Source organism: Streptomyces sp. NP160, assembly GCF_006335115.1.
Lineage (GTDB): Bacteria > Actinomycetota > Actinomycetes > Actinomycetales > Quadrisphaeraceae > Quadrisphaera.
The window spans coordinates 105,801-128,735 of record NZ_VDMJ01000003.1 but is presented as its reverse complement, the minus strand read 5'-3'; the positions used below and the strand labels follow the sequence as shown (position 1 = coordinate 128,735).

Here is a 22,935-nt window from a genome sequence, read left to right as displayed (position 1 = left end):
CGGTGCGTGTCGTTGTCACACGGACGTCACGCCCGCTGCTTACCGTGGACAGGGTGTGCAGGCTCCTCGGGTTCGCCGCTCCCTCACCGCGCTCGCTCGCCGCCGCCCTGGGCAGCACCCAGGTGGCGGCCTTCCGCGCCATGGCCCGCCTCCACGACGACGGCTGGGGCGCGGCGTGGCTGGAGGGCGGGGGAGCCGACGACGACGCGGTGCACACCCGCCGGAGCCCGCGCAGCGGCTACGGGGACCCCGCGCTGGAGCAGCTCACGGACGGTCTGCAGGCGCGTGCGGGGTTGCTGCACCTGCGCCTCGCGAGCTCCGGGATGCCCGTGCAGCCGGAGAACACCCACCCCTTCGTCGGGCGCGTGACGGGACGGGGGGACGTCGCGCTGGCCCACAACGGCGCCGTGAAGCCCGCCGCCCGCCTGGAGGAGCTGCTCGCCCCCGCCTCCCGGGCGGCGCTGGCCGGCTCCACCGACAGCGAGCGGTACGCGGCGCTGGTGCGCGAGCGCGCCGCTGCCGCCGGCGGGGACCTCGCGCGGGGCGCCGCCGCCGCGGCGGCCGAGCTGGCACCCCTGTTCCCGGCCTCCAGCCTCAACGCCGTCCTGCTCTCCGCGCGCGAGCTCGTCGTGGTGCACGTCAGCGCCGGCGCCCGCATCCCCCACGAGGACTTCGACGCCAGCGGCATCGCCGAGGAGGAGCTGCCCGTCGGCCACCGCACCGGCTACTACCAGCTGTGGCGCCGGCGCTCCGAGGACGGCGCCGTCGTCGTCTCCTCCTCCGGTCTGCGGGTGGACGGCTGGGAGCCGCTGCCGGCCGACGTCGTCCTCCGCGTCGACCTGCGCACGCTCGAGGAGCAGAGGCTGCCGGTGCCCGTCACCCGCGGCGCGAGCGCCGAGGCGGCGCCTGCCGCGCCGAGGGTGCTGCCCGGGGCCCGCCACGAGTCGCAGGGATCCGCCGCCCGCGCCATGGTCTGAGGTGTGAGCACGCACACCACGCCCGACGACGACGGCACCGGCCAGGTGGACCCGGCCGACAACCCCGAGACCCTCTCGGCCATCGCCGACCGCAGCAACGGCACGGCCCGCGCCACCGGTGCCTCCGTGCCGCCGCCGGTGATGGACCAGCGCGGCGAGGGCAGCGCCGACGGCACCGCTGCGGGCGACCCGCTCGCGGGCGTCACCATCTCGTCCGAGGACGCCGAGCAGGCGGTCCCCGGGGACACCGGTCCGGAGAACCCCGGCGCGCGTCCCCACTCGTCGTACGACACCCCGGGCGGTGGCCGGTGAGCCAGCAGCCGGGCGGCGACCTGCCGGGCGCCCCCGACCACGAGCTCGAGGTCCTCGAGGAGGACGAGACCGTCCCCCCGCGTCCCGAGGAGGACGCTGCCGACGTCCTGCGCGCCGAGCCGTCGGACCCCACCGACCCCCGCTGACACGCCCGGACGCAGCAGGAGGCCCGCACCCCGAGGGGTGCGGGCCTCCTGCGCGCCGGCGCCCGGCGGTCAGCGGTGGGCGTCCAGCGGCACGCGCCGGTCGGCGTGCCGGCCGAGGTGGTCGGCGTCACCGCTCGCCGGCTCCACCGGAGCGGCGTGCTTGCCGTGGTGCACGGCGTCGTCCTCGGCCGTCACCGCCGAGGTGCCCGTGGGGGCGGTGCTGCCCAGGGGAGCGGTGCCCACCTGGCCCGCGGCCTGCTCGCCGTCCGGGACGTCCGCGGTGGCCGCCGCGTTGGAGGTCCGCAGCGCGGTCTCCTTGAAGAACAGGACGAACAGCAGCGACAGCAGGGCGAACGGCGCCGCCACGAGGAAGATGTCAGCGATGCCGTCGCCGTAGGCGGCCTGCACGAGGGTGCGCACCGGCTGCGGGATCTCGGCCAGCACCGGCACGCCACCGCTGCCCGCCGCCCCCAGCTGGGAGGGGTCGACCCCGGCGTCGGTCAGGCTGGACGTGAGGTAGGCCGTCACGCGGTGGCCGAGCACGGCCCCCAGCACCGACACGCCGATCGAGCCGCCCAGGGAGCGGGTGAAGGCCACGAAGGAGCTGGCCGTGCCCATGTCCTGCGGTGCCGTGACGTTCTGCACCGCCAGCACGAGGTTCTGCATCATCATGCCGACGCCCAGGCCGACCAGCGCCATGTGGATCGCGACCACCCAGTAGTCGGTGTCCCACGCGACGGTGCCCATGAGGCCGAGACCGGCGGTCAGCAGCACGCCGCCAGTGACGATCCACCGCTTCCAGCGGCCGGTGCGGCTCACGAGCTGGCCGATGGCGGTGGAGGACAGGAACAGCCCGGCGATCATCGGCAGCGTGCGCAGGCCGGCGACCGTGGGCGAGTCACCGCGGGCCAGCTGGAAGTACTGCGCCAGGAAGATGGTGGCGCCGAACATCGCGATGCCGACGAAGAGGCTCGCGACCGAGGCCAGCACGGTGGTCGAGGAGCGGAACAGGTGCAGCGGGATGATGGCGTCCCGGGCGCGGCGCTCCACGAGGACCAGGGCGACCAGCAGCGCGATGCCTCCGCCCACCAGCGCGAACGTCTGCCACGACACCCAGTCGAAGTCCTTGCCCGCCAGCGACACCCAGATCAGCAGCGCGGAGACGCCGGCCGCCAGGAGCGTGGCGCCCCAGTAGTCGATGTGGACCTCGCGCTTGACCACCGGCAGGTCGAGCGTCTTCTGGATGACGACGAACGCCGCGACGGCGAACGGGACGCCCACGAAGAACGTGTAGTGCCACGACAGGTGCTCGGTGATGACGCCGCCGATGAGCGGGCCGCCCACGGTGGCCAGCGCGAACGTCGCCCCGAGGTAGCCGGAGTACCGGCCGCGCTCGCGCGGCGCGATCATCGTGGCCAGCACGATCTGCGCCAGCGCGGTGAGGCCGCCGGCGCCCAGGCCCTGGCCGACGCGCGCCGCGATGAGCATCGGGACGTTGACGGAGAACCCCGCGACGACCGACGCGATGACGAAGATGACCAGCGAGGTCTGGACCAGCACCTTCTTGGAGAAGATGTCGGCGAGCTTGCCCCAGATGGGCGTCGAGACGGTGGTGGCGAGCAGGGCGGCCACCACCACCCAGGTGTAGCCCGACTCGCCGCCGCCGAGCGCCGGCAGGATCACCGGCAGCGCGTTGGAGACGACCGTCGAGCTCAGGATGGCCACGAACATGCCCAGGAGCAGGCCCGAGAGCGCCTCGAGGATCTGCCGGTGGGTCATGTGGAACTGGCCGTCCGGGGTGCCGGTGGCCGGGCTGGTCGTGGGCGGGGCGGCGGAGGCCGTGCTCGGCCGCGGTGCGGTGGTGGTCATGCGGTCCTCGCAGGGGTGGCGGTGGGGCGTGCGGTCATGAGGTGCTCCGGCGACGGCGCGGTGAGGTCGTGGGTGAGGCGCTCGAGGAGGCCGATGAGCTGGTCGACCTCGGCGTCGTCCCACGCGGTCAGGCGCTCGCCCAGGCGGTCGACCACCCGGCGGCGCTCGGCCCGCAGCACCTCGAGTCCCGCCGCGGTGACGGAGAGGCGCTGGGAGCGGCCGTCGGCGGCGTCCGGAGCGGCCTCGACCAGCCCCTCCTGGCGCAGGTGGCTGACCTGGCGGCTGACGGTGGACAGGTCGAGGCCGAGGGTCTCGGCGACCTCCGAGACGCGCACGGGGCCCTGCGCGGCGACGGCGCCGAGCGCGGACACGGGGGCGATGCGCATGTGCCCGAGCAGGGCTCGCTTGGACCGGACGAGCCGGGGGAACGTGTCGAGCAGCTCGGAGCACGCGTGGGGTGTGGCCACGGGACCTCCTCAAGAAGTTCGCTGAAGCAACCATATGTGTAGTGCTTGCAGCAGGCAACTTCATTCCCGCCGGGGAGCGGTCCATGCGCCCGCGCGGTCACCCGCGGGGCGCCTTCCGCAGGTGCGGCACCAGAGGGGCCATCAGGACCGCACCTGCGGATACGCTCCTGCGGTGAGCTCCCCGGCCACCTACTCCGTCCGCGAGGCTGCCGAGCTGCTCGGCGTCAGCGACGACACCGTCCGCCGCTGGACGGACTCCGGAGCCCTCACCGCCCGCCGCGGCGCGTCGGGCCGCACCACCGTCGACGGCGCCGAGCTGGCCGCCTTCGCCCGCGACCACGCCGGGCGCACCCCCGCCGATCCCTCCGGCGTCGCCCGCTCCGCCCGCAACCGCTTCGTGGGCCTGGTGACCTCGGTGGTCGCCGACGGCGTCATGGCGCAGGTGGAGCTGCAGTGCGGACCGCACCGCGTGACCTCCCTCATGAGCGCCGAGGCGGCCCGCGAGCTCCAGCTCGAGCCCGGCCGCACCGCCGTCGCCGTGGTCAAGGCCACCACCGTCATCGTCGAGACCCCGGGCGGCGCCTCGTGAGGCGGGCGCTGGTGCTCCTCGCCTCCGGCGCACTGCTGCTGACCGGCTGCGCCTCCGGCAGCGCTGCCACGACGACGGCGGCCGGGTCGTCGTCGTCCTCCGCGCCCACCGGGACGCTCACCGTGTTCGCGGCGGCCTCGCTCAAGGGCGCGTTCACCGAGATCGGGGAGCAGTTCGAGGCGGAGCACCCGGGGGTGCGGGTCGCCTTCAGCTTCGCCGGGTCGTCCGACCTGGCCACGCAGGTCCGCAACGGCGCGCCGGCCGACGTCCTCGCCACCGCGGACGAGGAGAACATGCTCGAGGTGGTCGACGCGGGGCTGACCGCGCAGGCCCCGGTGGACTTCGCCACCAACGTGCTGACCATCGTCACCCCGCCGGGGAACCCGGAGGGCGTCGCGTCGTTCGCGGACCTCGCCAGGAGCGGCACCGCCGTGGTGGTGTGCGCGCCGCAGGTGCCGTGCGGCGCGGCGGCCGCGCGCGTCGAGCGGTCCACCGGCGTGGCCCTCTCGCCCGTCAGCGAGGAGAGCTCGGTCACCGACGTGCTCACCAAGGTGGAGTCGGGAGAGGCCGACGCCGGCCTGGTCTACGTCACCGACGCCCGGGCAGCCCGGGGGAGGGTCACCGCCGTGCCCTTCCCGGAGAGCAGCGGCGCCGTGAACACCTACCCGGTCGCCCCGCTGCAGGGGGCCGCCCAGCCCGAGCTGGCCGTGGAGTTCACGCAGGCCGTCGCCGGGACCCGGGGCCGCGCGGTCCTGCAGGCCGCCGGCTTCGGAGCCCCCTGAGCACCCGGGCCGGGCTGCCGGGCTGGGCGTTCGCGCCGGCGGCCCTGGGTGCGGCGTTCGTGGTGCTCCCGCTGGTGGCGGTGGTCGCCGAGGTCGACTGGAGGGCCTTCCCCGCGCTGGTCACCTCCGAGGCGTCGATGGCCGCCCTGCGGCTGTCGCTGCTGACCTCCACCTGCAGCACCGCGGTCTGCCTGCTGCTCGGCGTGCCGCTGGCGCTGGTGCTCGCGCGCTGCTCCTTCCCGGGGCTGCGGCTGCTGCGCTCCCTCGTGCTCGTGCCGCTGGTGCTGCCGCCGGTGGTCGGCGGCATCGCGCTGCTCTACACGTTCGGCCGGCAGGGCCTGCTCGGCGCCACCCTCGAGGTGCTCGGGCTGCGCATCGCGTTCTCCACGGCCGCGGTGGTCATCGCGCAGGCCTTCGTGGCGATGCCCTTCCTCGTGCTCTCGCTCGAAGGAGCGCTGAGGGCCCGGGGCACCCGCTACGAGCAGGTGGCCGCCACGCTCGGCGCTGCGCCCTCCACCGTGCTGCGCCGCGTCACGCTGCCGCTGGTGCTCCCCGGCCTGGCCTCGGGGGCCGTGCTGTCCTTCGCGCGGTCGCTGGGGGAGTTCGGCGCCACCCTCACCTTCGCCGGCAGCCTGCAGGGCGTCACCCGCACGCTCCCGCTGGAGGTCTACCTGCAGCGCGAGTCCGACGCCCGCGCCGCCGTGGCCCTCTCGCTCGTGCTCGTCGTGGTGGCGGTCGTCGTCATCGTCGTGGCGCGGGGCCGGCGCACGGAGGTCCTGTGAGCAGTGCCGTGGACGTCCGGTGAGAGGCCTGCTGGTGCGCGCGGCGGTGGTCCAGCGGGGCCTGGAGGCCGAGGTGCGCGTCGCCCCCGGCGAGGTGGTGGCGCTGCTCGGCCCCAACGGCGCCGGGAAGTCGACCCTGCTGGCCGTCGCCGCGGGCCTGCTGCGCCCGGACCGCGGGCGGGTGGAGCTCGACGGTGAGGTCCTGCTCGCGGTCGGGGAGCGGGGCGGCGCGGTCGACGTGCCGCCGCACCGCCGCGGCACGGCCCTGCTGGCCCAGGAGGCCCTGCTCTTCCCGCACCTGACGGCCCGGGACAACGTCGCCTTCGGCCCCCGGGCCGCGGGGGCTGCCCGCACCACGGCGCGCAAGGCCGCGGGGCGCTGGCTGGAGCGCGTCGACGTGGCGCACCTCGCCGACCGCCGCCCTGCGCAGCTCAGCGGTGGCCAGGCGCAGCGCGTGGCCGTGGCCCGGGCGCTGGCAGCGCAGCCGCGCGCGCTGCTGCTCGACGAGCCCCTCGCCGCCCTGGACGTCTCCGCGGCGCCCGAGGTGCGCCACGTGCTGCGGCGGGTGCTGTCGGGAGCGGCGCCGGACCCCTCCCCACCGGTGCTGCTGGTCACGCACGACCCCCTCGACGCCCTCGCCCTGGCCGACCGCGCGGTGGTCCTGGAGGCCGGCCGCGTGGTCGAGGAGGGGCCGGTCCGTGAGGTGCTGGCCCGTCCGCGCAGCGCCTTCGCCGCGCGCCTGGCGGGTCTCAACCTCCTCGTCGGCACCGCCGCGGCCGACGGCCTGCGCGCGGCGGCGGGTGCGGCGGTGGCCGGGGTGCTCGACACCGGCTGCGCGCCGGGAGAGCCCGCTGTCGCCGTCTTCTCACCGGCGGCGGTGGCCGTGCACCGCGACCACCCCACCGCTGGTGCCTCCAGCCCGCGCAACGCCCTGCCGGTGGTGGTGGAGGCCGTCGAGCCCCGCGGGTCGCTGGTCCGCGTCCTGGCCCGGGCGGCGGGGGGCGCTGCCGGCGCCGGGGGCCGCCCGGTGCTGGCCGCCGACGTGACCGCCGCCTCCGCTGCCGACCTCGAGCTGGTGCCGGGCGCACGGGTCTGGTTCGCGGTGAAGGCCGCCGAGGTCGCCGTCCACGCCGCCCGCCGCTGACCACCGCCCGGGTCGCTCAGCCGCCGGGCTGGTCGGCCCAGGTGTCGTCGAGCGGGTGGTAGCCGAGCACCTGCACCGCGGTGGACAGGTCGGCCTTGCGGAACCGGCTGGCCGAGGTCCCGCTGACCACGACGAACCCCGCCCCGTGCCCGACCGGCCGCCCGTCGGCGCCCCGCAGGTCGGACTCCACGGAGGCGCGCAGGAGGTCGGCGGCGTCGCGCACCGACAGCCACGCCGCCTGGTCGCGCGGCGTCGCGCCCGGCCACGGCGGACCCTGCTCCTGGAAGAAGCCGATCCGCAGCGCCACCACCGAGGTGCCGCTGGTCGCCGCCGCCCAGGAGCCGACCAGCTCCGCCCACCCCTTCGTGGCGCCGTAGAGGTTGGCGGGTCGCGGCGGGTCCTCGCTGCGGACCTGGTGCTCCGCGGGCAGGGCCGAGACGGCCTGCAGGCTGCTCGCCAGCACCAGCCGGCGCACCCCGGCCGCGGTGGCGGCCGCGGCCACCGCGTGGGTGCCCACCACGTTCGCGGGCAGCAGCCGGTCCCACGTCGCCGTCGGGTCCGGCACCCCGGCCAGGTGCACCACCGCGTCGGCCCCGTCGAAGGCAGCCCGGCACGCCACCTCGTCGGTGACGTCGAGGGCCTGCACCGGCAGCCCGCTGCCGGGCAGCTCGCCCGCACGCAGGTCGGTCAGCCGCAGCCGCCAGGAGGAGGGGAGCAGGGGAGCCGTCGCCCGGCCGATGCGCCCGGCAGCGCCGGTGACGACGACGAGGGGCCGGTGGTCGCTGTCCGAGGGCACCCCTCGACCCTACGAGCGGCGGCACACTGGAGCGGTGGTGAGCGCCTCGCCCCAGCCGTCCCCGACCCGAGCCGGCCGCCGCCGCGTGCACCCCGCGTGGGGCGTGGCGGCCGTGGCCTTCGTCGCGCTGGTCGGGGCGGCGGGGTTCCGCGCCGCACCCGGCGTGCTCATGGTCCCCCTGCACGACGAGCTCGGCTGGTCGACGTCGCTCATGTCGCTCGCGGTCAGCCTCAACCTCGTGCTGTTCGGGCTGACAGCGCCGTTCGCCGCGGCCCTCATGGAGCGCTTCGGCATGCGGCGGGTGGTGGCGTGCGCGCTCCTGCTCATCGCCGCCGGCGCGGCGCTGTCCTCCCGGGCGCAGGCGGCGTGGCAGCTGCTGCCCACGTGGGGCCTGCTCATCGGCCTGGGCACCGGCTCGATGGCCCTCGTCTTCGCCGCCACCGTCGCCGACCGGTGGTTCGTGCGGCGCCGCGGCCTGGTGATCGGCGTGCTCACCGCCGGCAGCGCGACCGGCCAGCTCTCCCTGCTGCCGGTGGTCGCGTGGGCCTCGGACGCGCTGGGCTGGCGCACGGCGGTGCTGGTGGTGGCCGCCGCAGCGCTCGCCGTCGTCCCCCTGGTCCTGCTCTTCCTGCGCGACCGGCCCCTCGACCTCGGCGTGCTGCCCTACGGCGCTCAGCCCGCTGCGGACGGGCCGCTCTCACCGCTGGAGCAGGCCTCGCCGCGCGTGGCGCCCGAGCGCGCGCCGGCGGCCCGCGGCGCAGCGGCGGCCCGGGCGGTGCGGGCCCTGCGCGAGGCGAGCCGGCGCCCGGCGTTCTGGGCGCTGGCCGGCGCCTTCGCGATCTGCGGTGCCACCACCAACGGGCTGGTGGGCGTCCACTTCGTGCCCTCCGCCCACGACCACGGCATGGCCACCACCACGGCCGCCGGGCTGCTCGCCGTCGTCGGGGTCTTCGACATCGCCGGCACCATCGCCTCGGGGTACCTCACCGACAGGTTCGACCCCCGGCTCCTGCTGCTCGCCTACTACGCCTTCCGCGGGGTGGGGCTGCTCGTGCTCCCGTGGCTGCTCGGGCCGGCCGTGCACCCCAGCATGCTGCTCTTCGTCGTGGTCTACGGGCTGGACTGGGTGGCCACCGTCCCGCCCACCGCCGTGCTGTGCCGAGAGCTGTTCGGGTCCGCGGGCACGGTCGTGTTCGGGTGGGTGTTCGCCTCCCACCAGGTGGGGGCGGCGGTCGCCGCCGGGGTGGCCGGCGTGCTCCGCGAGCAGACGGGCACCTACACCGCGGCGTGGGTCGGCGGTGCGGCGCTGTGCGCGGTCGCCGCGGTGCTGTCGGTGTCGCTGCGGCGCGCCCCGCGCCCGGAGGGCGTCAGCGCGTCGTCGTCCTCGCCCGCCTGACCCCGCGGTGGCCGATCGCCCGTGACCACCGTGGTCATGGGCGGTCGGCCACTGGCTCAGCAGCAGCGGGCGCCGGGGCTGGCGGCCTTCGCGTCGGTGCGCGCCCGCTCGAACTCGCGCCGGCTCACCGGCTCGTGCCCGTGCTCCCGGCAGCGCTCCAGGTACGCCTCCCAGCGCGCGGTGCCGCCGATCTCGCGCAGGTACCAGCGCACCCCGGCGACGGCCTGGCGCGCGCGGGACCTCACCGGTGGCTCCCGTGACCGCCGTGGCCCGGACGCGCCATCCCGCCGCCGGCGGCGGCGTGCTGGCGCACCGCCTCCTTCTCGGCCGGGGTGGTGAGCAGCCCGGCGGGCTCCACCAGGCGGGACTCCTCGAAGGGCACCTCGGTGGTGGGCAGACCACCGGCCCGCAGCGCGCGGGCCACCACCACCGCCGCGTTGGCCGCCACCACCAGCACGAGCAGCGCGAACAGCGACTGCAGCACGCCGTTGGTGGTGGAGTTGGTGACCACCTGCTGCATCTGCGCGGCGTCCTTCGCGGGGGCCAGCACCTCACCGGAGGCCAGCGCGTCGCGGTAGCGGGAGGCCTGCGCGAAGTACCCGATGGCCGGGTTGGAGGAGAAGACCTTCTGCCAGCTGGCCGTCATCGTGACGACGAGGTCCCAGGCCAGCGGCACACCCGTCACCCACGCGCACTTGGCCTTGCCGTGCTTGATGAGCAGCGTGGTGCACAGCGTCAGCGCGATGGCCGCCAGCAGCTGGTTGGCGATGCCGAACAGCGGGAACAGCTGGTTGATGCCGCCGAGCGGGTCGGTGACGCCGGTGTAGAGGAAGTACCCCCACGCCCCCACGACGACGGCGCTGGCGGCGTAGGTGCCGGTGCGCCACGTGAGGTCGCCGAACCTCGGCCAGACGTTGCCGATGGTGTCCTGCAGCATGAAGCGGCCCACGCGGGTGCCGGCGTCGACGGCGGTGAGGATGAACAGCGCCTCGAACATGATCGCGAAGTGGTACCAGAACGCCTGCAGGTTCCCGCCGAACGCCTCGTGGAAGATCTGCGAGATGCCCATCGCCAGCGTCGGCGCGCCGCCGGTGCGGCTGATGATGCTGGGCTCCTGGATGGCTGCGGCCGCCGCGGCCAGCGCGTCGGGCGACGTGGGGAAGCCGAGCCCCGTCACGTACTGCGCCGCGGCCCCCGGCTCGCCGCCGGTGGCGCCGGCCGGTGCGTTCATCGCGTAGTAGAGGCCCTGGTCGATGACGGAGGCGGCGATGAGCGCGCTGATGGCCACGAAGCTCTCCATGAGCATGCCGCCGTAGCCGATGAACCGGACCTGCCGCTCCTTGGCCACCATCTTGGGCGTGGTGCCCGAGCTGATGAGCGCGTGGAAGCCCGACAGCGCGCCGCAGGCGATGGTGATGAACACGAAGGGGAACAGCGATCCCGCGAAGACCGGCCCGTTCCCCTCGCGGGCGAAGCTCGTGACCGCGTCGTTCTCGAGCACCGGGCGCGCCAGCAGCAGCGCCGCGGCCAGCAGCACGATGACGCCGACCTTCATGAACGTCGACAGGTAGTCGCGGGGGGTCAGCAGCAGCCACACCGGCAGCACCGAGGCCACGAAGCCGTAGACCACCAGCGCGACGACGAGCGTCTCCTTGCTCAGCGTCAGCGACTCCGCCAGGCCGAGCTGCTCCACGTAGCCGCCGCCGATGATGGCCACGAGCAGCAGGACGACGCCGATCGCGGTGGTCTCCAGCACCCGCCCGGGCCGCAGGTAGCGCAGGTACACGCCCATGAAGAGGGCGATCGGCACGGTCAGCGCGATGGAGAAGACGCCCCACGGAGACTCGGCCAGCGCGTTGACCACGATGAGCGCCAGCACCGCCAGGATGATGATCATGATGGCGAAGACGGCGATGAGCGCCGCGGCCCCGCCGACCACGCCGATCTCCTCGCGCACCATCTGCCCGAGGCTCTTGCCGTTGCGGCGCATCGAGAAGAACAGGACGACGAGGTCCTGCACCGCCCCCGCGAAGATCACGCCGACGACGATCCAGATGGTCCCCGGCAGGTACCCCATCTGCGCCGCGAGAACCGGCCCGACCAGAGGACCGGCGCCGGCGATGGCCGCGAAGTGGTGCCCGAAGAGCACCCGCCGGTCGGTCACCTCGTAGTCGGTGCCGTTCTCGAGCCGCTCCGCGGGGGTGGCCCGGCGGTCGTCGGCGCGCAGCACCCGGTAGGTGATGAACCGGGCGTAGAAGCGGTAGGCGATGGCGTAGGAGCACAGCGCCGCGAAGAGGATCCACAGCGCGCTCACCGACTCCCCGCGCGAGACCGCGAGCACCGTCCAGCAGGCGGCGCCGACCAGGGACACCCCGGTCCACAGCGCCACCTGTCCCGCCTTCGAGCGGGGTGGCGCGGTCTGGGGCTGCTCGACCTCGCCCGGGTCGGACGTCGTGGTCGCGGTGGCCATGGTCGACTCCTCGGTCTCGTCTGTGAGATCGCTGAGGAGGCTACGTCGGTCTCGCGGGGGACGCCTTCCGGGGGTCGGTCAGCGGTAGGCCAGCAGGCTGATCGCCACGTAGTGCGCCGGCCAGGCCAGCAGCGTCAGCGCGTGGAAGATCTCGTGGAAGCCGAAGGTGCGCGGCCACGGGTTCGGGCGCTTGAGGCCGTAGACCACCCCGCCCACCGTGTAGAGCGCGCCGCCCACGAGGACCAGCGTGAAGACGGCCACGCCGCCGTGCGAGAGCAGCACCGGCAGCGCGGGCAGCAGCGCCCACCCGAGGACCAGCGAGATGCTCGTGTGCAGCGCGCGGGGGCAGCGCGGCCACAGCCAGCGGAAGGCCACCGCGAGCAGCGCCGCCGTCCACACCGTGGCGAGCACCCCGACCCGCCAGCCGCCCGTGAGCCCGAGCAGCGCCACCGGCGTCATCGACCCGGCGATGACCAGCGGGATGTTGCCGTGGTCGGCGCGCATCAGCCACAGCCGCGCGCGGTCGGACCACCGGAACCGGTGGTAGACGGCGCTGGTGGCGAAGAGCACCGTGCTCGTGCCGGCGAAGATGGCCACGGCCGTGGTGGCGGCGGCGCCGCTCGCCAGGCACACGAGCACGATCCCGGCGGCCAGCACCAGGGGCACGGCACCGGCGTGCAGCCACCCGCGCATCAGGGGCTTGAGCACCGGGGCGAGCGAGGACGGTGAGGGCACGGGGACCCGCGAGGGCACCGGCTGGGACGCGCTCATGCGAGGCACCTCCGGGTGTCGAGGGTCAGGACGCCGTCGTCTCAGTCCGGTCTACCACGTCCACCTGGCAGCCGACAGGGGTGACCGGCCCGGTGATCACGCGCACAGCAGCCAGACGGCGCCCGCGTGCACCGGCCACGCGACCACGGTGAGGGCGTGGAAGACCTCGTGGTGGCCGAACCAGCGCGGCGACGGCTCCGGCCACCGCGCCGCGTAGACCGCGCCCCCCGCCGTGAGCAGGAGCCCGCTGACGACGACGAGCGCGGCGGCGGCCAGCTGGCCGTGGGCCGCCACGGCGGGCAGCGCGGGCAGGACGGCCCACCCGAGGGCCGCGGTCCCCGCCGTGTGCAGGGCCCGCGGGCAGCCCGGCCAGAGCCACCGCGAGGCCGCGACGAGCCCGGCCGCCACCCACACCACGGCCAGCAGCAGCGCGCCGTCCGGGCCGGGCACGCCCAGCACCAGCAGCGGCGTGGCGCCGGCGGCCACCGCCAGCGGGATGTTGCCGTGGTCGAGCCGCTTCATGCGCAGCAGCGCCGCCGGTGACCAGCGCAGCAGGTGGTACGCGGCGCTGGTGGTGAACAGCGCCGCGCTGAGCACCAGGAAGACCGCCACCGCCCAGGCCTGTGCGGCGGTGCCGGTGCGGGGCAGGAGCAGCGCCGCGCTCAGAACCACCGCCGGCACGAAGGCCGCGTGCAGCCACCCGCGCAGGAGGGGCCGCGCCGGGACGACGGCGGGGTCCGGCGTCCTCGCTCCGGCCCGGCGCAGGCGCTGGCGCGGCACCGCCGGGCGGAGCCGCTCCGCGGAGGACGAGCTCTGCCCGCTGTCGCGGGTGGGGAGTGCGGGTGCGCTCACAGACCGCCTGTGTAGCGGTCGCGCCACCCCGCGCGGCGACGGTCGGGTGGACGGCGGGTGACGCGCGCGCGAGAGCTCGGTGCGCCGCCGTCCAGGCCCGGCCTCAGGCCGGCTGGCCGGGGAGCAGGCCGCCGAGCAGGGCCTCGCGGATCGCGGGGCGGGAGCCGAAGACGAGCAGGAAGAGCGCCTCCCTGACGGTGCGCTCGGCCAGCGAGGGGGCGATGACGGCGCTGCTGCCGGTCGCGAGCGCCAGGGCCGCGGCGGCCCGCCACGCGAGGTCGACGGCCGCTGCCCGCGCCGCCGGCAGGTCCTCGGGACCGGCGGCGTCGAGGCGGGCGCGGACGGAGCCCAGCTCGGCGGCCAGCGCCGCCGCACGGTCCGCGTGGCGCGGGTCGGCGTGCAGCGCCCGCACGCAGCGCTGCACGAGCCCGAGGGCGAGGGACCCGTTGGGGCGCAGGCCGGCGGCGTCCCCGGCCAGCAGGGTGGCGTGCTGTCCGCGGGCCACGAGCCGGTCGGCGCCCACCCGGAAGCCGTCCAGGTGGAGCTCCACGGTGCGGCTGGCGCGCACGGCCGCCAGGGGGAGCAGCTCGCCGCGGAGCCCGGGCACCTCGCCGCCCGCGCGCACCACCGCCAGGTCCAGGAGGAGGAAGAGCACCTCCTCGCCGTCGCGGGCGGTCAGCAGCACCGCGTCGAGCAGGCCCCAGCCCGTCACCCACGGCACCGCGCCGTCGAGCACCCACCCGTCGCCGTCGTCCCGCGGGCGCGCCACGACGGCGGCCGGGCCCGGCCGCAGCGCGGCCTGCAGGGCGATGCCCGCGTGCGCGCGCCCGGCGCGCAGGTCGTCGAGCTGCGCGGCCCACCGGCGGTCCTGGGCGCCGCCGGCCCCCAGCCAGCGCGCCACGCCGACCTGCTGGATCCACACGAAGGCGGTGGCGAGGTCACCGGCGGCCAGCTCCTCGACGACGGCGAGCGCGTCGTCGCCCTCCGCGGCCCTCAGTCCCGCCGCCGCGAGCGCGTCGAGGTGGGAGCGGGGCACCGCCCCGGCGGCCTCGACGGCTGCCACCTGCGGCGCGAGCAGCTCCTCGGCCAGGGCGCGCGCCCGCTCCCGGGCTGTCAGGTCAGGCACGGCGGTGCCCTCCTCAGAAGTAGTACGGGAAGGGTGACCAGTCGGGGTCGCGGCGCTGCAGGAACGCGTCGCGGCCCTCCACGGCCTCGTCGGTCATGTACGCCAGCCGCGTCGCCTCGCCGGCGAACACCTGCTGCCCCATGAGGCCGTCGTCCACGAGGTTGAAGGCGAACTTCAGCATCCGCTGCGCCGTGGGGCTCTTGCCGCACACCTCCGCGGCCACGCGCAGCGCCTCCCGCTCGAGGTCGGCGTGGTCGGCGACCACGTTGACGGCGCCCATGTCGGCCATCTCCTGCGCCGAGTACGCCCGGCCCAGGAAGAAGATCTCCCGCGCGCGCTTCTGCCCGACCATGCGCGCCAGGTACGCGGAGCCGTACCCGGCGTCGAAGCTGCCGACGTCGGCGTCGGTCTGCTTGAACCGGGCGTGCTCGCGGCTGGCGACGGTGAGGTCGCACACCACGTGCAGGCTGTGGCCCCCGCCGGCGGCCCACCCCGGCACGACCGCGACGACGACCTTCGGCATGGTCCGGATGAGGCGCTGCACCTCGAGGACGTGCAGCCGCCCGCCCTCGGCGGCGGTGCGCCGGGCATCGACGCCCGCCGCCGTCTCGTCGGGCGCGTCCCCGGTCGCGTACTGGTAGCCGGACCTGCCGCGGATGCGCTGGTCCCCGCCGGAGCAGAAGGAGTGCCCGCCGTCCTTGGGGCTCGGGCCGTTGCCGGTGAGCAGCACGCAGCCGACGTCGGGGGAGCGGCGGGCGTGGTCGAGGGCGCGGAACAGCTCGTCGACCGTGTGCGGGCGGAACGCGTTGCGCACGTGCGGCCTGTCGAACGCGATCCGCACGGTGCCGCCGGCCGCGCCGGGCAGCACGCAGCGGTGGTACGTGGTGTCGGTGAGGCCCTCGAAGCCGGGCACGACCGCCCAGGCGTCGGCGTCGAAGGTGTCCGAGACCCCGGGCAGCGCGCTCACCGGGTCACCCTAGGCAGCCGCCGTCCGCGGCCGGTCGTCGGTCACCGGCCGGCTCCGCCGACGGACAGCCAGACGATCCCCGCGCCCGCGGACCACAGCGCCGGCACGGCGAGCAGCGACACCAGCGCCGTCCACCACGCGCGGCGGCGGCGCACCAGCCGCACCACCGTCCAGGCCCCCAGGCCCAGCACCCCGACCCACGGCGCGAGAGCGGCGGTCCCCACCCCGGCCGCGAGCCCCAGCTCCGAGCACTCGCCCTGGATGCCGCAGCCGTCGCCGGCCATGACCAGGACGACCCCCGCGAGCGTGGCCACGAGCGCCCCAGCCACGGCGAGGACGAGCAGCGCGGCGCTGACGAGGAGGTCGGCGGTCGAGCGGGGCGGGCGCGCCGCCGGCGCGGTCGCTCCCAGCGGTGCGGCGCTGCTGGTCATGGCGGGCGAGCGTAGGGCTCCGAGGGGCCCGCGCCCGGGTCCCGCGCCGCAGGGCTCCCGTCCCGACCCTGCCGTGTGGGACGTTCGGTGCATGGCCCAGTTCAAGGTCCACGGCCGCGACACCTTCCTGCGGGAGGTGCGCCAGCAGCTGTCGGACGTCCTGCACGCCGCCGCCGTCGACGTCCTCGAGCTGCCGGTGACCAAGCGCTTCCACCGGTTCTTCCCCATGGCCGCGGAGGACTTCCCCACCCCGGAGGGGCGCACCGAGCGCTACCTCGTGGTGGAGGTGCTCATGTTCGAGGGGCGCTCCGTGGCGACCAAGAAGGCCTTCTACGCGCGGCTCTACCGCGACGTCGCCGCCCTCGGCGTCGAGCCGGCCGACCTCGAGGTCACCATCGTCGAGACGCCCCGCCACGACTGGGCGGTCCGCGGCCTCCCGGGCGACGAGCTGGCGCTGCCGTACCGCGTCGACGTCTGAGCGGCGCTGCCGCCTCAGCGCGCCAGGGAGCGGCGGATCACGACCGTGGTCCCGTCCGGTCCCGGGTCGATGTGGACGTCGCCGGCGGCGCTCATGAGCGCCGAGCCGTGGCCGCGGTCCATGCTCGAGCGCCGCGGTCGCCACCGGCCGTGGTCGCGCACCTCCAGCACGGTCTCGCTCGCGCTCGAGCGCACCGACACCTCGACCTCGGGCCGGCTCGGGTCCCGGGCGTGCTCCACCGCGTTGTTGAACGCCTCCGAAGCCGCCAGCAGCAGGTCCGCCACGGCGTCCTCCGGGACCCGCGCCCCGCCCAGCAGCCGTCGCAGGTCGCGGCGCAGCTGGGCGCCGGACGCGAAGACGGCCGGGTAGACCAGGCGGGTGTCGACGTCGGTGCGGGCCGCGGCGGAGGGCGCGGCCTCCGTCCGGCGCACCGCCAGGACGGCGACGTCGTCGGGCCGGTCGCCGGCCTCGGGAGCGTCCAGCGCGGCCTGCACGAGCCGTTCGGCCGTCGCCGGTCCACCGCCCGCGGCCAGCGCCTCGCGCACCCGGGACAGCAGCCGCCCCGGCCCGGCGTCCAGCTGGTGGTCGCGGTCCTCCACCAGGCCGTCGGTGTAGAGCAGCAGGTGCCCGCCCACGGGCAGGCGAGCCGCCGCGTCGCCGTCGGGCCGCCACAGGCCCGTCCCGAGCGGCGGCTGCACGGGCCCGTCGAGCCAGCGCGCGTCGGCGCCGTCGGTGACGACGGCAGGGGGGTGCCCGGCGGAGCACCACAGCAGGTCCCCGGTGCTGGGACGCACCTGGACGAGCAGGTACGTCGCCATCACGTCGCCCGGCAGGGCGGCGACCAGGCCGTCCAGCCGGCCCGCGACCTCGGAGGGGGCCAGGCCCACGAGGCAGTGGGCGCGTGCGGCGACGCGCAGCTGCCCCATGACGGCCGCCGCGTCCAGACCGTGCCCGGCGACGTCGCCCACGCTGAGGGCCACGCCCCCGTCGGGCAGCTCCACCACGTCGTACCAGTCGCCGCCCACCCTCACCTCGCTGCTCGCCGGCAGGTAGCGGAAGGCGAGGTCGAGGTCGGCGACGTCCGGCAGGTGGTCGGGCAGCAGGCTGCGCTGCAGCGTGGCGGCGACCTCGTGGGCCCGCCCGAAGCGCAGGGTCCCCTCGACGAGCGCGGCGACCATCTGCGCGACGGGCCGCAGCAGCACCTGGTCCTCGGGCGTGCAGCGCCGCCCGGCGGCGGGGTGGACGGCGAGGGTGCCCAGGAGCCGGCCGCCGCGCCCGCGGACCTCGACCACGGCGAGGTCCCCCGGCGGCGCGGCCTCGCCCGGCACGGGCGGGTCGATGACGTGCGCCGGGGGGCGCCCGTCGACGGCGTCGAGCGCCAGGACGGCTGCGCGGCCGCCCAGAAGGGCCCGGGCCTGAGCGGTCACGGTGCGCAGGCTGTCCTCGAAGGCGCGGTCGGAGCTGAGCTCGCCGGCCGTGTCGGCCAGCGCCGCCAGGTGGGCGGTGTGCTGGCTGCGCAGGCGCGCGAGCTGCACGGTGCTCCGCAGCCGGGCGACCAGCTCGGCCGCCGCGAAGGGCTTGGTGACGTAGTCGTCGGCGCCCAGCTCGAGCCCCTCGACACCGGCCTCCTCGCCGGCCCGGGCGGACAGGACGACGATGGGCAGCGCGGCGGTCCGCGGGTCGCGGCGCAGCGTCCGCACCAGCTCGAAGCCGTCCAGGCCGGGCATCATCACGTCCGTCAGGAGCACGTCGTGCTCCTGGCGCACCGCGGCGTGCAGCGCTGCTGCGCCGTCGGGCACCGCCTCCACGCGCCACCCGCGGGCGGTGAGCAGGCGCACCAGGTAGGTCCGCATGTCGGCGTTGTCGTCCGCGACGAGCACGCGCAGGGCTGCGGGGTCCGCCTCCGCCTCCGTCGCGGCGCCGGCCCCGTCCTCCGCCCGCTCGGGCGGGAGCCACCCGACCGCCTCCTCGACGGCGGCGGCCAGCGCGCGGGAGGCCCCGGGCGCCGGCGGTGCGGCGTGCTGCGGGCCGGCGGAGGCGGTCGTCTCGCCCGGCAGGGCCCAGGGGAGCGTCACGGTGAAGGCCGTGCCGGCCCCCGGGGTGCTGCTGACCTCCACCTCGCCGCCGTGGAGCCGCGTCAGCTCACGGACCAGCGCCAGGCCGATGCCCGACCCCTCGTGGCTGCGCGAGCGCGCCCCGTGCACGCGGTGGAACCGCTCGAACAGCCGCGGCAGGTCTGCGGGCTCGATGCCGATCCCCGTGTCGGCGACGACCAGCCGGGCGCCGGCCGCGTCCGCCCCGAGACAGACGCGGATGCCCCCGACGAAGGTGAACTTCAGCGCGTTCGAGACGAGGTTGGTGACCACCTTCTCCCAGTCGCCGGGGTCCACCGCGACGGGGCGGGGCAGGGGGGCGCACTCGACGGTGAAGGACAGCCCCGCCCGCTCGACCGCGGAGCGGAAGGCGCTGGCGAGGTCGGCCGTCAGCTCCGACAGGTCGACCGCGGCCGCGGGGCCCCGCGGTGCTCCGGCCTCCAGCTCGGTGAAGGTGAGCAGGTCGTCGACGAGCTTCAGCAGCCGGACGGCCCCGCGGCGGGCCACCTCCACGCGCTCGTGCTGCGCGGGGTCCAGCGGCGCAGCGGTGTCGGCCAGGGCGTCGCCGAGCGGACCCAGCATCAGCGTCAGCGGTGTGCGGAACTCGTGGCTGACGTTGGTGAAGAACCGCGTCTTGACCCTGTCGAGCTCGGCGAGGGCCTCGGCCCGGGCGCGCTCGCGCTGGTAGGCCAGCGCCGTGCGCAGCGAGCCGCCGACCTGCTGGGCCAGCAGGTCGAAGAACGAGCGGTAGCCCTCGTCGAGGGCGCGCGCGGGGCTGGCGGCCACCAGCGCCACGCCGAGCGGGCGGCCCGCCTCGTCGGGGGCCAGCGGCAGGGCGAGCACGTCGGTGACCGGGTCGTCCCAGGGGCCGCCGCGGACGCCGCCCAGGCCCCGCACGCCCGCCGGGTCGTGCACGTGGCCCACGTGCCCGGACGCCGCCCTGCCCAGCTGCCAGGCGTCGTCCCCACCGGCTCGGACCTGCTGCGGCAGCGGGCCGTCCTCGGGGACGAGGCGGCGCAGGACCCCGGCGCCGGGGCCGTCGGCGGTGGGTGTCGCGGGGGCGTCGGCCAGGTACAGCGCGGCGAGGGGGACGTCGAGCGGGTGGCGCGAGATGACCTCGGCGAGGGCGCCGGCGGTGCGCTCCAGCGTCGCGGTGGGGTCGGTGGGGACGGCCAGCTCGTGCAGGAGGCGCAGCCGGCGCTCCCCGACCACCTGCTCGGTGACCTCGCTGCACACCGTGAGCACACCCCGGACGACGCCGTCGTCGTCGCGCGCCGGCGCGTGGGAGACGCTGAAGTACGCCTCCTCGCGGTAGCCCGACCTCGTCAGCAGCAGCTGCAGGGCGGGCACCCAGCTGGCGACGCCGGTCGCCATCGCCCCGTCGACGATGGGCGCCAGCACGGGCCAGCCGTCGGCGAGGGTGACGCGCACGTCGCCGCCCATCGCCGCGGGGTGGCCGTCACCGATCAGCTGGGAGTAGGCGTCGTTGTAGAGCTGCGTGTACTGCTCGCCCCACAGCAGCAGCATCGGGTAGCGCGAGGAGAGCACGGTCCTGACGGCCGCGCGCAGCGACTGCGGCCAGGAGCTGACCGGGCCCACCGGTGTGGCGGCCCAGTCCGTCGCAGCCATGAGCCGGCCCGCCTCCGAGCGGTCGGCGAACAGCTCCCGGTCCTGTGGCACGGTCCAGGGTCGCACCCGCGCCGGCGATCAGCCGCCCGGTGGCCTGCCGCGACGCCGTCCCAGGGCCGCCCCGACGACCGGCGCCAGCAGCAGCATGACCAGCAGGCGGAGCACCTGGACGGCCAGCACCAGGGTGGTGTCACCGCCGCTGTCCGCCGACGTCGCCACCACCGCGTACAGGCCGCCCGGCGTGGTGGCGAGGTAGGCGTCCAGCGTGGAGGCGCCGGTGAGGCGCAGCAGGGGGACGCCCACGGCTGCGGTCGCCGCGACGACTCCCACGATGAGCACCAGCGCCGTCGGCAGCACCCGCCCGACGGTCCTGAGGTTCGACCGCGTGAACGACAGGCCCACCTGCAGGCCGATCAGCGCGAACGCCACCTGCAGCACCGGAGCGGGCACCGTCGCCCCCTGCGTGAGGCCGGTCGCCGAGACCGCCGCCGCCACCACCATCGGCCCGAGCAGCGGCCCGGCCGGCAGCTTCGCCAGGCGCGCCAGCCAGATCCCCACCGCGGCCACGGCCGCGGTGAAGAGCACGTCGGCCCACCACGGCGCCGCGCTCGCGGACAGGCCACCCCCGGAGCCGCTGCCAGCACCGCCGCCGGTCCCGCTCGACCCGCCGCCCAGCAGCACCGCCACCACCGGCATCGCCAGCAGGATGAGCAGCACCCGCAGGTACTGCACCACCGCCACCACGCGCTGGTCGGCGCCCAGCTCACCCGCGATGGCGGTCAGACCCGACGCCCCACCGGCGACCATGGCGAAGGACCCGGTGGCGGCGTCGACGTCGCGCCGCAGCCCCAGCAGCAGCCCGGCCAGCACGCTGACCAGGAGCGTGGCGAGCACGGCGGCCAGCACCGGGGCCCACGAGCCCGCCAGCTCGGCCAGGGTGGCCGGCTGCAGCAGCGCTCCCGACAGCACGCCGAGCACCGCCTGCGCGCCCTTGGAGACCGGCCTGGCCAGCTCCAGGCGCTCCCCGCGGCGCCAGCGCGTCCGCGGCCAGCCGGTGAGGGCCACGGCGAGCCCGGCGAGCACCGCGGCGAACAGCGCCGCCGACGGGACCCCGAGGCGCGTCATCCCCGCCGCGAGCGCGGCGGTCGCCGCCGCGACCACCAGCCACGCCACGTCCCCAGGCTAGGTGCGCGCCGCCCGCCCGCCGGGGGGACGGGGCCGGACCCGCCGGATGGCCGCCGCGCAGGAGTGCGGAGATCCTGTCGGGGTGACCCCTGCGCCCCGAACCCCCGGCTCAGCCCTGCCCCGCCTGGAGGGCCGCACGGTCGTCGTGTCCGGAGCCAGCTCCGGCATCGGCGCGGCCGCAGCGCGCCGCTTCGCCGCCGCCGGCGCGACGGTCGTGCCGCTGGGGCGCGACCCGCAGCGCACCGGCGCGCTGGCCGCGGAGCTCGGCGTCGAGCCCGTCCTGGCCGACTTCACCCGGCTCGCCGACGTCCGCCGCGCCGCGGCCGAGGTGCTGGAGCGCTGCGAGCGCATCGACGTGCTGGCCAACAACGCCGGCGGCACCTTCCCGCAGCGCGTCACCACGGAGGACGGCCACGAGAAGACCTTCCAGGTGAACCACCTGGCCACGTTCCTGCTGACCGCGCTGCTGCGCGAGCGGGTCGAGGCGACGCCCGGAGCGAGGGTCATCACCACGTCCAGCCGGGCGAACTCCTTCGGCAGCGTCGACCTCGACGACCTCGACACCAGCTCCGGCCGCTACCGCAGCTTCAAGGTCTACGGCACCACCAAGCTCGAGAACGTCCTGTTCACGCGGGAGCTGTCCCGCCGCCTCGGCGGGAGCGCCACCGCGTCGTGCTTCCACCCCGGGGTGGTGGGCACGGCGTTCGGCGCCGACTCGCCCCTGTTCCGCGTGCTCTACAGCCCGCCGCTCAGCCGCGTGCTGACCATCACCGCCGAGGAGGGCGCGGCCCCGCTGCTCGCGCTGGCCACCCGCCCCGACCCGGAGACCGTCGACGGCGCCTACCTCGACAGGTTCGCCCCCGGCCGCCCGAACCGCCAGGCCGACGACGTCGCCCTGGCCCGCGGGCTGTGGGAGCGCTCCGCCGAGATGGTCGGCGTCCCCGCCTGACCCGGGGACGGTCCGCCGGTGCTGAGAGCCGTCGTCTTCGACCTGGACGCGACCCTCGTCGACCACGTGGGCGCTGCGACCGCGGGCCTGCGCGCGTGGCTGGCCGAGCGCGGCGTCGAGCCCACCGCGGAGCTCGAGGCCCGCTGGCTCGCCCTGGAGGAGCAGCACTTCACCCGCTGGCGCGACGGTGAGATCACCCACGACGAGCAGCGCCGCGAGCGCCTGCGCGCGTTCCTGCCGCTCGTGGGGCGGCAGGCGGGGACCCCGGCCGAGCTCGACCGCGAGTTCGCCGGGTTCCTCGCGCAGTTCCGCCGCCACTGGCGGGCCTTCGACGACGCCCTCGTCGTCCTCGCCGCGCTGCGCGACGGGGGGCTGGCCACCGCCGTCCTGACCAACGGCGTGGAGGAGCTGCAGCGGGACAAGGTCGACCGCCTCGGGCTGGCCGGTGCCACCGGCCCGCTGTTCGCGGCCGACGCCCTCGGGGTGGCCAAGCCGCGACCGGGAGCCTTCGCCGCGGTCTGCGAGCGGCTCGGCCTGGCCCCGGACCAGGTGCTCTACGTGGGGGACGACCACGAGGTCGACGTCCTCGGGGCCCGCGCCGCCGGGCTGCACGCCGTGCTCGTCGACAGGACGGGGTCCGCCCCGCCGCACGAGCGGAGCGTGGTGGGCTCGCTCACCGAGGTGCTGGACCTGCCGGCGGTGCGGTCCGCGCTCGCCGGCTGAC

At 76.4% G+C, this 22,935-nt stretch carries 23 protein-coding genes; 11 read left to right on the top strand and 12 right to left on the bottom strand.

Annotated features, from left to right (window positions below):
• The first annotated feature begins 53 nt into the window (after nucleotides 1-53).
• Genes FHN55_RS01785 through FHN55_RS22460 form a run of 3 tightly spaced genes read left to right on the top strand, consistent with a single transcriptional unit; the run spans nucleotide 54 to nucleotide 1,435 of the window.
• Nucleotides 54-977, top strand: coding sequence for a class II glutamine amidotransferase (locus FHN55_RS01785; protein ID WP_180357570.1), 924 nt, complete (start codon nucleotides 54-56; stop codon nucleotides 975-977).
• 3 nt (nucleotides 978-980) lie between these two features.
• Entirely contained in the window at nucleotides 981-1,289 is a 309-nt protein-coding gene (locus FHN55_RS01780) for a hypothetical protein (RefSeq protein WP_139710162.1), read from the top strand.
• Nucleotides 1,286-1,435 carry a hypothetical protein gene (locus FHN55_RS22460; protein WP_180357569.1) on the top strand — a complete coding sequence of 50 codons (150 nt, stop codon included), beginning with the start codon at nucleotides 1,286-1,288 and terminating at the stop codon, nucleotides 1,433-1,435. The genes FHN55_RS01780 and FHN55_RS22460 overlap by 4 nt, the downstream gene beginning before the upstream one ends.
• Nucleotides 1,436-1,504: 69 nt before the next feature.
• Here FHN55_RS22460 and FHN55_RS01775 read toward each other — a convergent pair whose 3' ends face one another.
• Both FHN55_RS01775 and FHN55_RS23170 read right to left on the bottom strand, forming a co-directional pair.
• A complete protein-coding gene (locus tag FHN55_RS01775; RefSeq protein ID WP_373995688.1) occupies nucleotides 1,505-3,304 on the bottom strand; it encodes an MFS transporter in 1,800 nt (599 codons plus the stop codon).
• Nucleotides 3,301-3,771, bottom strand: coding sequence for a MarR family winged helix-turn-helix transcriptional regulator (locus FHN55_RS23170; RefSeq protein WP_218974251.1), 471 nt, complete (start codon nucleotides 3,769-3,771; stop codon nucleotides 3,301-3,303). Before FHN55_RS23170 ends, FHN55_RS01775 begins: the two co-directional genes overlap by 4 nt.
• A 172-nt stretch (nucleotides 3,772-3,943) precedes the next feature.
• Here FHN55_RS23170 and FHN55_RS01760 point away from each other — a divergent pair, with 172 nt between their 5' ends.
• The 4 genes from FHN55_RS01760 to FHN55_RS23480 are packed head-to-tail and all read left to right on the top strand — an operon-like array spanning nucleotide 3,944 to nucleotide 7,068.
• Nucleotides 3,944-4,360, top strand: a complete 417-nt coding sequence (locus tag FHN55_RS01760; protein ID WP_257570619.1) for a molybdopterin-binding protein — start codon at nucleotides 3,944-3,946, stop codon at nucleotides 4,358-4,360.
• 11 nt (nucleotides 4,361-4,371) lie between these two features.
• A complete protein-coding gene (gene modA, locus FHN55_RS01755; protein ID WP_218974250.1) occupies nucleotides 4,372-5,142 on the top strand; it encodes a molybdate ABC transporter substrate-binding protein in 771 nt (256 codons plus the stop codon).
• 59 nt (nucleotides 5,143-5,201) lie between these two features.
• Entirely contained in the window at nucleotides 5,202-5,924 is a 723-nt protein-coding gene (locus FHN55_RS23485; RefSeq protein WP_257570618.1) for an ABC transporter permease, read from the top strand.
• Nucleotides 5,925-5,943: 19 nt separating this feature from the next.
• Entirely contained in the window at nucleotides 5,944-7,068 is a 1,125-nt protein-coding gene (locus FHN55_RS23480) for a sulfate/molybdate ABC transporter ATP-binding protein (protein WP_139710154.1), read from the top strand.
• Nucleotides 7,069-7,084: 16 nt separating this feature from the next.
• On the opposite strand, the gene FHN55_RS01740 is transcribed toward FHN55_RS23480, so the two are convergent.
• Entirely contained in the window at nucleotides 7,085-7,864 is a 780-nt protein-coding gene (locus FHN55_RS01740) for an NAD(P)-dependent oxidoreductase (RefSeq protein ID WP_139710152.1), read from the bottom strand.
• 37 nt (nucleotides 7,865-7,901) lie between these two features.
• On the opposite strand from FHN55_RS01740, the gene FHN55_RS01735 reads away from it, so the two are divergent.
• Nucleotides 7,902-9,260, top strand: a complete 1,359-nt coding sequence (locus FHN55_RS01735; protein WP_257570617.1) for an MFS transporter — start codon at nucleotides 7,902-7,904, stop codon at nucleotides 9,258-9,260.
• Nucleotides 9,261-9,316: 56 nt separating this feature from the next.
• Here FHN55_RS01735 and FHN55_RS01730 read toward each other — a convergent pair whose 3' ends face one another.
• From FHN55_RS01730 to FHN55_RS01700, 7 genes are all read right to left on the bottom strand, one after another.
• The gene (locus tag FHN55_RS01730; RefSeq protein ID WP_139710148.1) at nucleotides 9,317-9,505 is read right to left on the bottom strand and encodes a YbdD/YjiX family protein; all 189 of its coding nucleotides are present in this window, start codon (nucleotides 9,503-9,505) and stop codon (nucleotides 9,317-9,319) included.
• Nucleotides 9,502-11,730, bottom strand: a complete 2,229-nt coding sequence (locus FHN55_RS01725) for a carbon starvation CstA family protein (RefSeq protein WP_139710146.1) — start codon at nucleotides 11,728-11,730, stop codon at nucleotides 9,502-9,504. Before FHN55_RS01725 ends, FHN55_RS01730 begins: the two co-directional genes overlap by 4 nt.
• Before the next feature lie 78 nt (nucleotides 11,731-11,808).
• On the bottom strand, nucleotides 11,809-12,501 hold the full coding sequence (locus FHN55_RS01720; protein WP_139710144.1) for a hemolysin III family protein: 693 nt from the start codon (nucleotides 12,499-12,501) through the stop codon (nucleotides 11,809-11,811).
• Nucleotides 12,502-12,597: 96 nt separating this feature from the next.
• Nucleotides 12,598-13,353: a hemolysin III family protein gene (locus FHN55_RS01715; RefSeq protein WP_180357568.1), complete on the bottom strand. Its 756-nt coding sequence runs from the start codon at nucleotides 13,351-13,353 to the stop codon at nucleotides 12,598-12,600.
• A gap of 103 nt (nucleotides 13,354-13,456) precedes the next feature.
• The gene (locus tag FHN55_RS01710) at nucleotides 13,457-14,479 is read right to left on the bottom strand and encodes an acyl-CoA/acyl-ACP dehydrogenase (RefSeq protein WP_139710140.1); all 1,023 of its coding nucleotides are present in this window, start codon (nucleotides 14,477-14,479) and stop codon (nucleotides 13,457-13,459) included.
• 13 nt (nucleotides 14,480-14,492) lie between these two features.
• Nucleotides 14,493-15,437, bottom strand: coding sequence for a 1,4-dihydroxy-2-naphthoyl-CoA synthase (locus FHN55_RS01705; protein ID WP_139710340.1), 945 nt, complete (start codon nucleotides 15,435-15,437; stop codon nucleotides 14,493-14,495).
• Between the two features lie 50 nt (nucleotides 15,438-15,487).
• Nucleotides 15,488-15,877, bottom strand: a complete 390-nt coding sequence (locus FHN55_RS01700; RefSeq protein ID WP_139710138.1) for a hypothetical protein — start codon at nucleotides 15,875-15,877, stop codon at nucleotides 15,488-15,490.
• A gap of 91 nt (nucleotides 15,878-15,968) precedes the next feature.
• Here FHN55_RS01700 and FHN55_RS01695 point away from each other — a divergent pair, with 91 nt between their 5' ends.
• A complete protein-coding gene (locus tag FHN55_RS01695; protein ID WP_139710136.1) occupies nucleotides 15,969-16,355 on the top strand; it encodes a tautomerase family protein in 387 nt (128 codons plus the stop codon).
• A 14-nt stretch (nucleotides 16,356-16,369) separates the two neighbouring features.
• On the opposite strand, the gene FHN55_RS01690 is transcribed toward FHN55_RS01695, so the two are convergent.
• On the bottom strand, nucleotides 16,370-20,128 hold the full coding sequence (locus FHN55_RS01690) for a SpoIIE family protein phosphatase (RefSeq protein WP_218974249.1): 3,759 nt from the start codon (nucleotides 20,126-20,128) through the stop codon (nucleotides 16,370-16,372).
• Between the two features lie 27 nt (nucleotides 20,129-20,155).
• Nucleotides 20,156-21,250: an AbrB family transcriptional regulator gene (locus FHN55_RS01685; protein ID WP_218974248.1), complete on the bottom strand. Its 1,095-nt coding sequence runs from the start codon at nucleotides 21,248-21,250 to the stop codon at nucleotides 20,156-20,158.
• A 94-nt stretch (nucleotides 21,251-21,344) separates the two neighbouring features.
• On the opposite strand from FHN55_RS01685, the gene FHN55_RS01680 reads away from it, so the two are divergent.
• Nucleotides 21,345-22,211, top strand: a complete 867-nt coding sequence (locus FHN55_RS01680) for an SDR family NAD(P)-dependent oxidoreductase (protein ID WP_218974247.1) — start codon at nucleotides 21,345-21,347, stop codon at nucleotides 22,209-22,211.
• Between the two features lie 18 nt (nucleotides 22,212-22,229).
• A complete protein-coding gene (locus FHN55_RS01675; protein ID WP_218974246.1) occupies nucleotides 22,230-22,934 on the top strand; it encodes an HAD family hydrolase in 705 nt (234 codons plus the stop codon).
• Nucleotide 22,935: the final 1 nt, after the last annotated feature.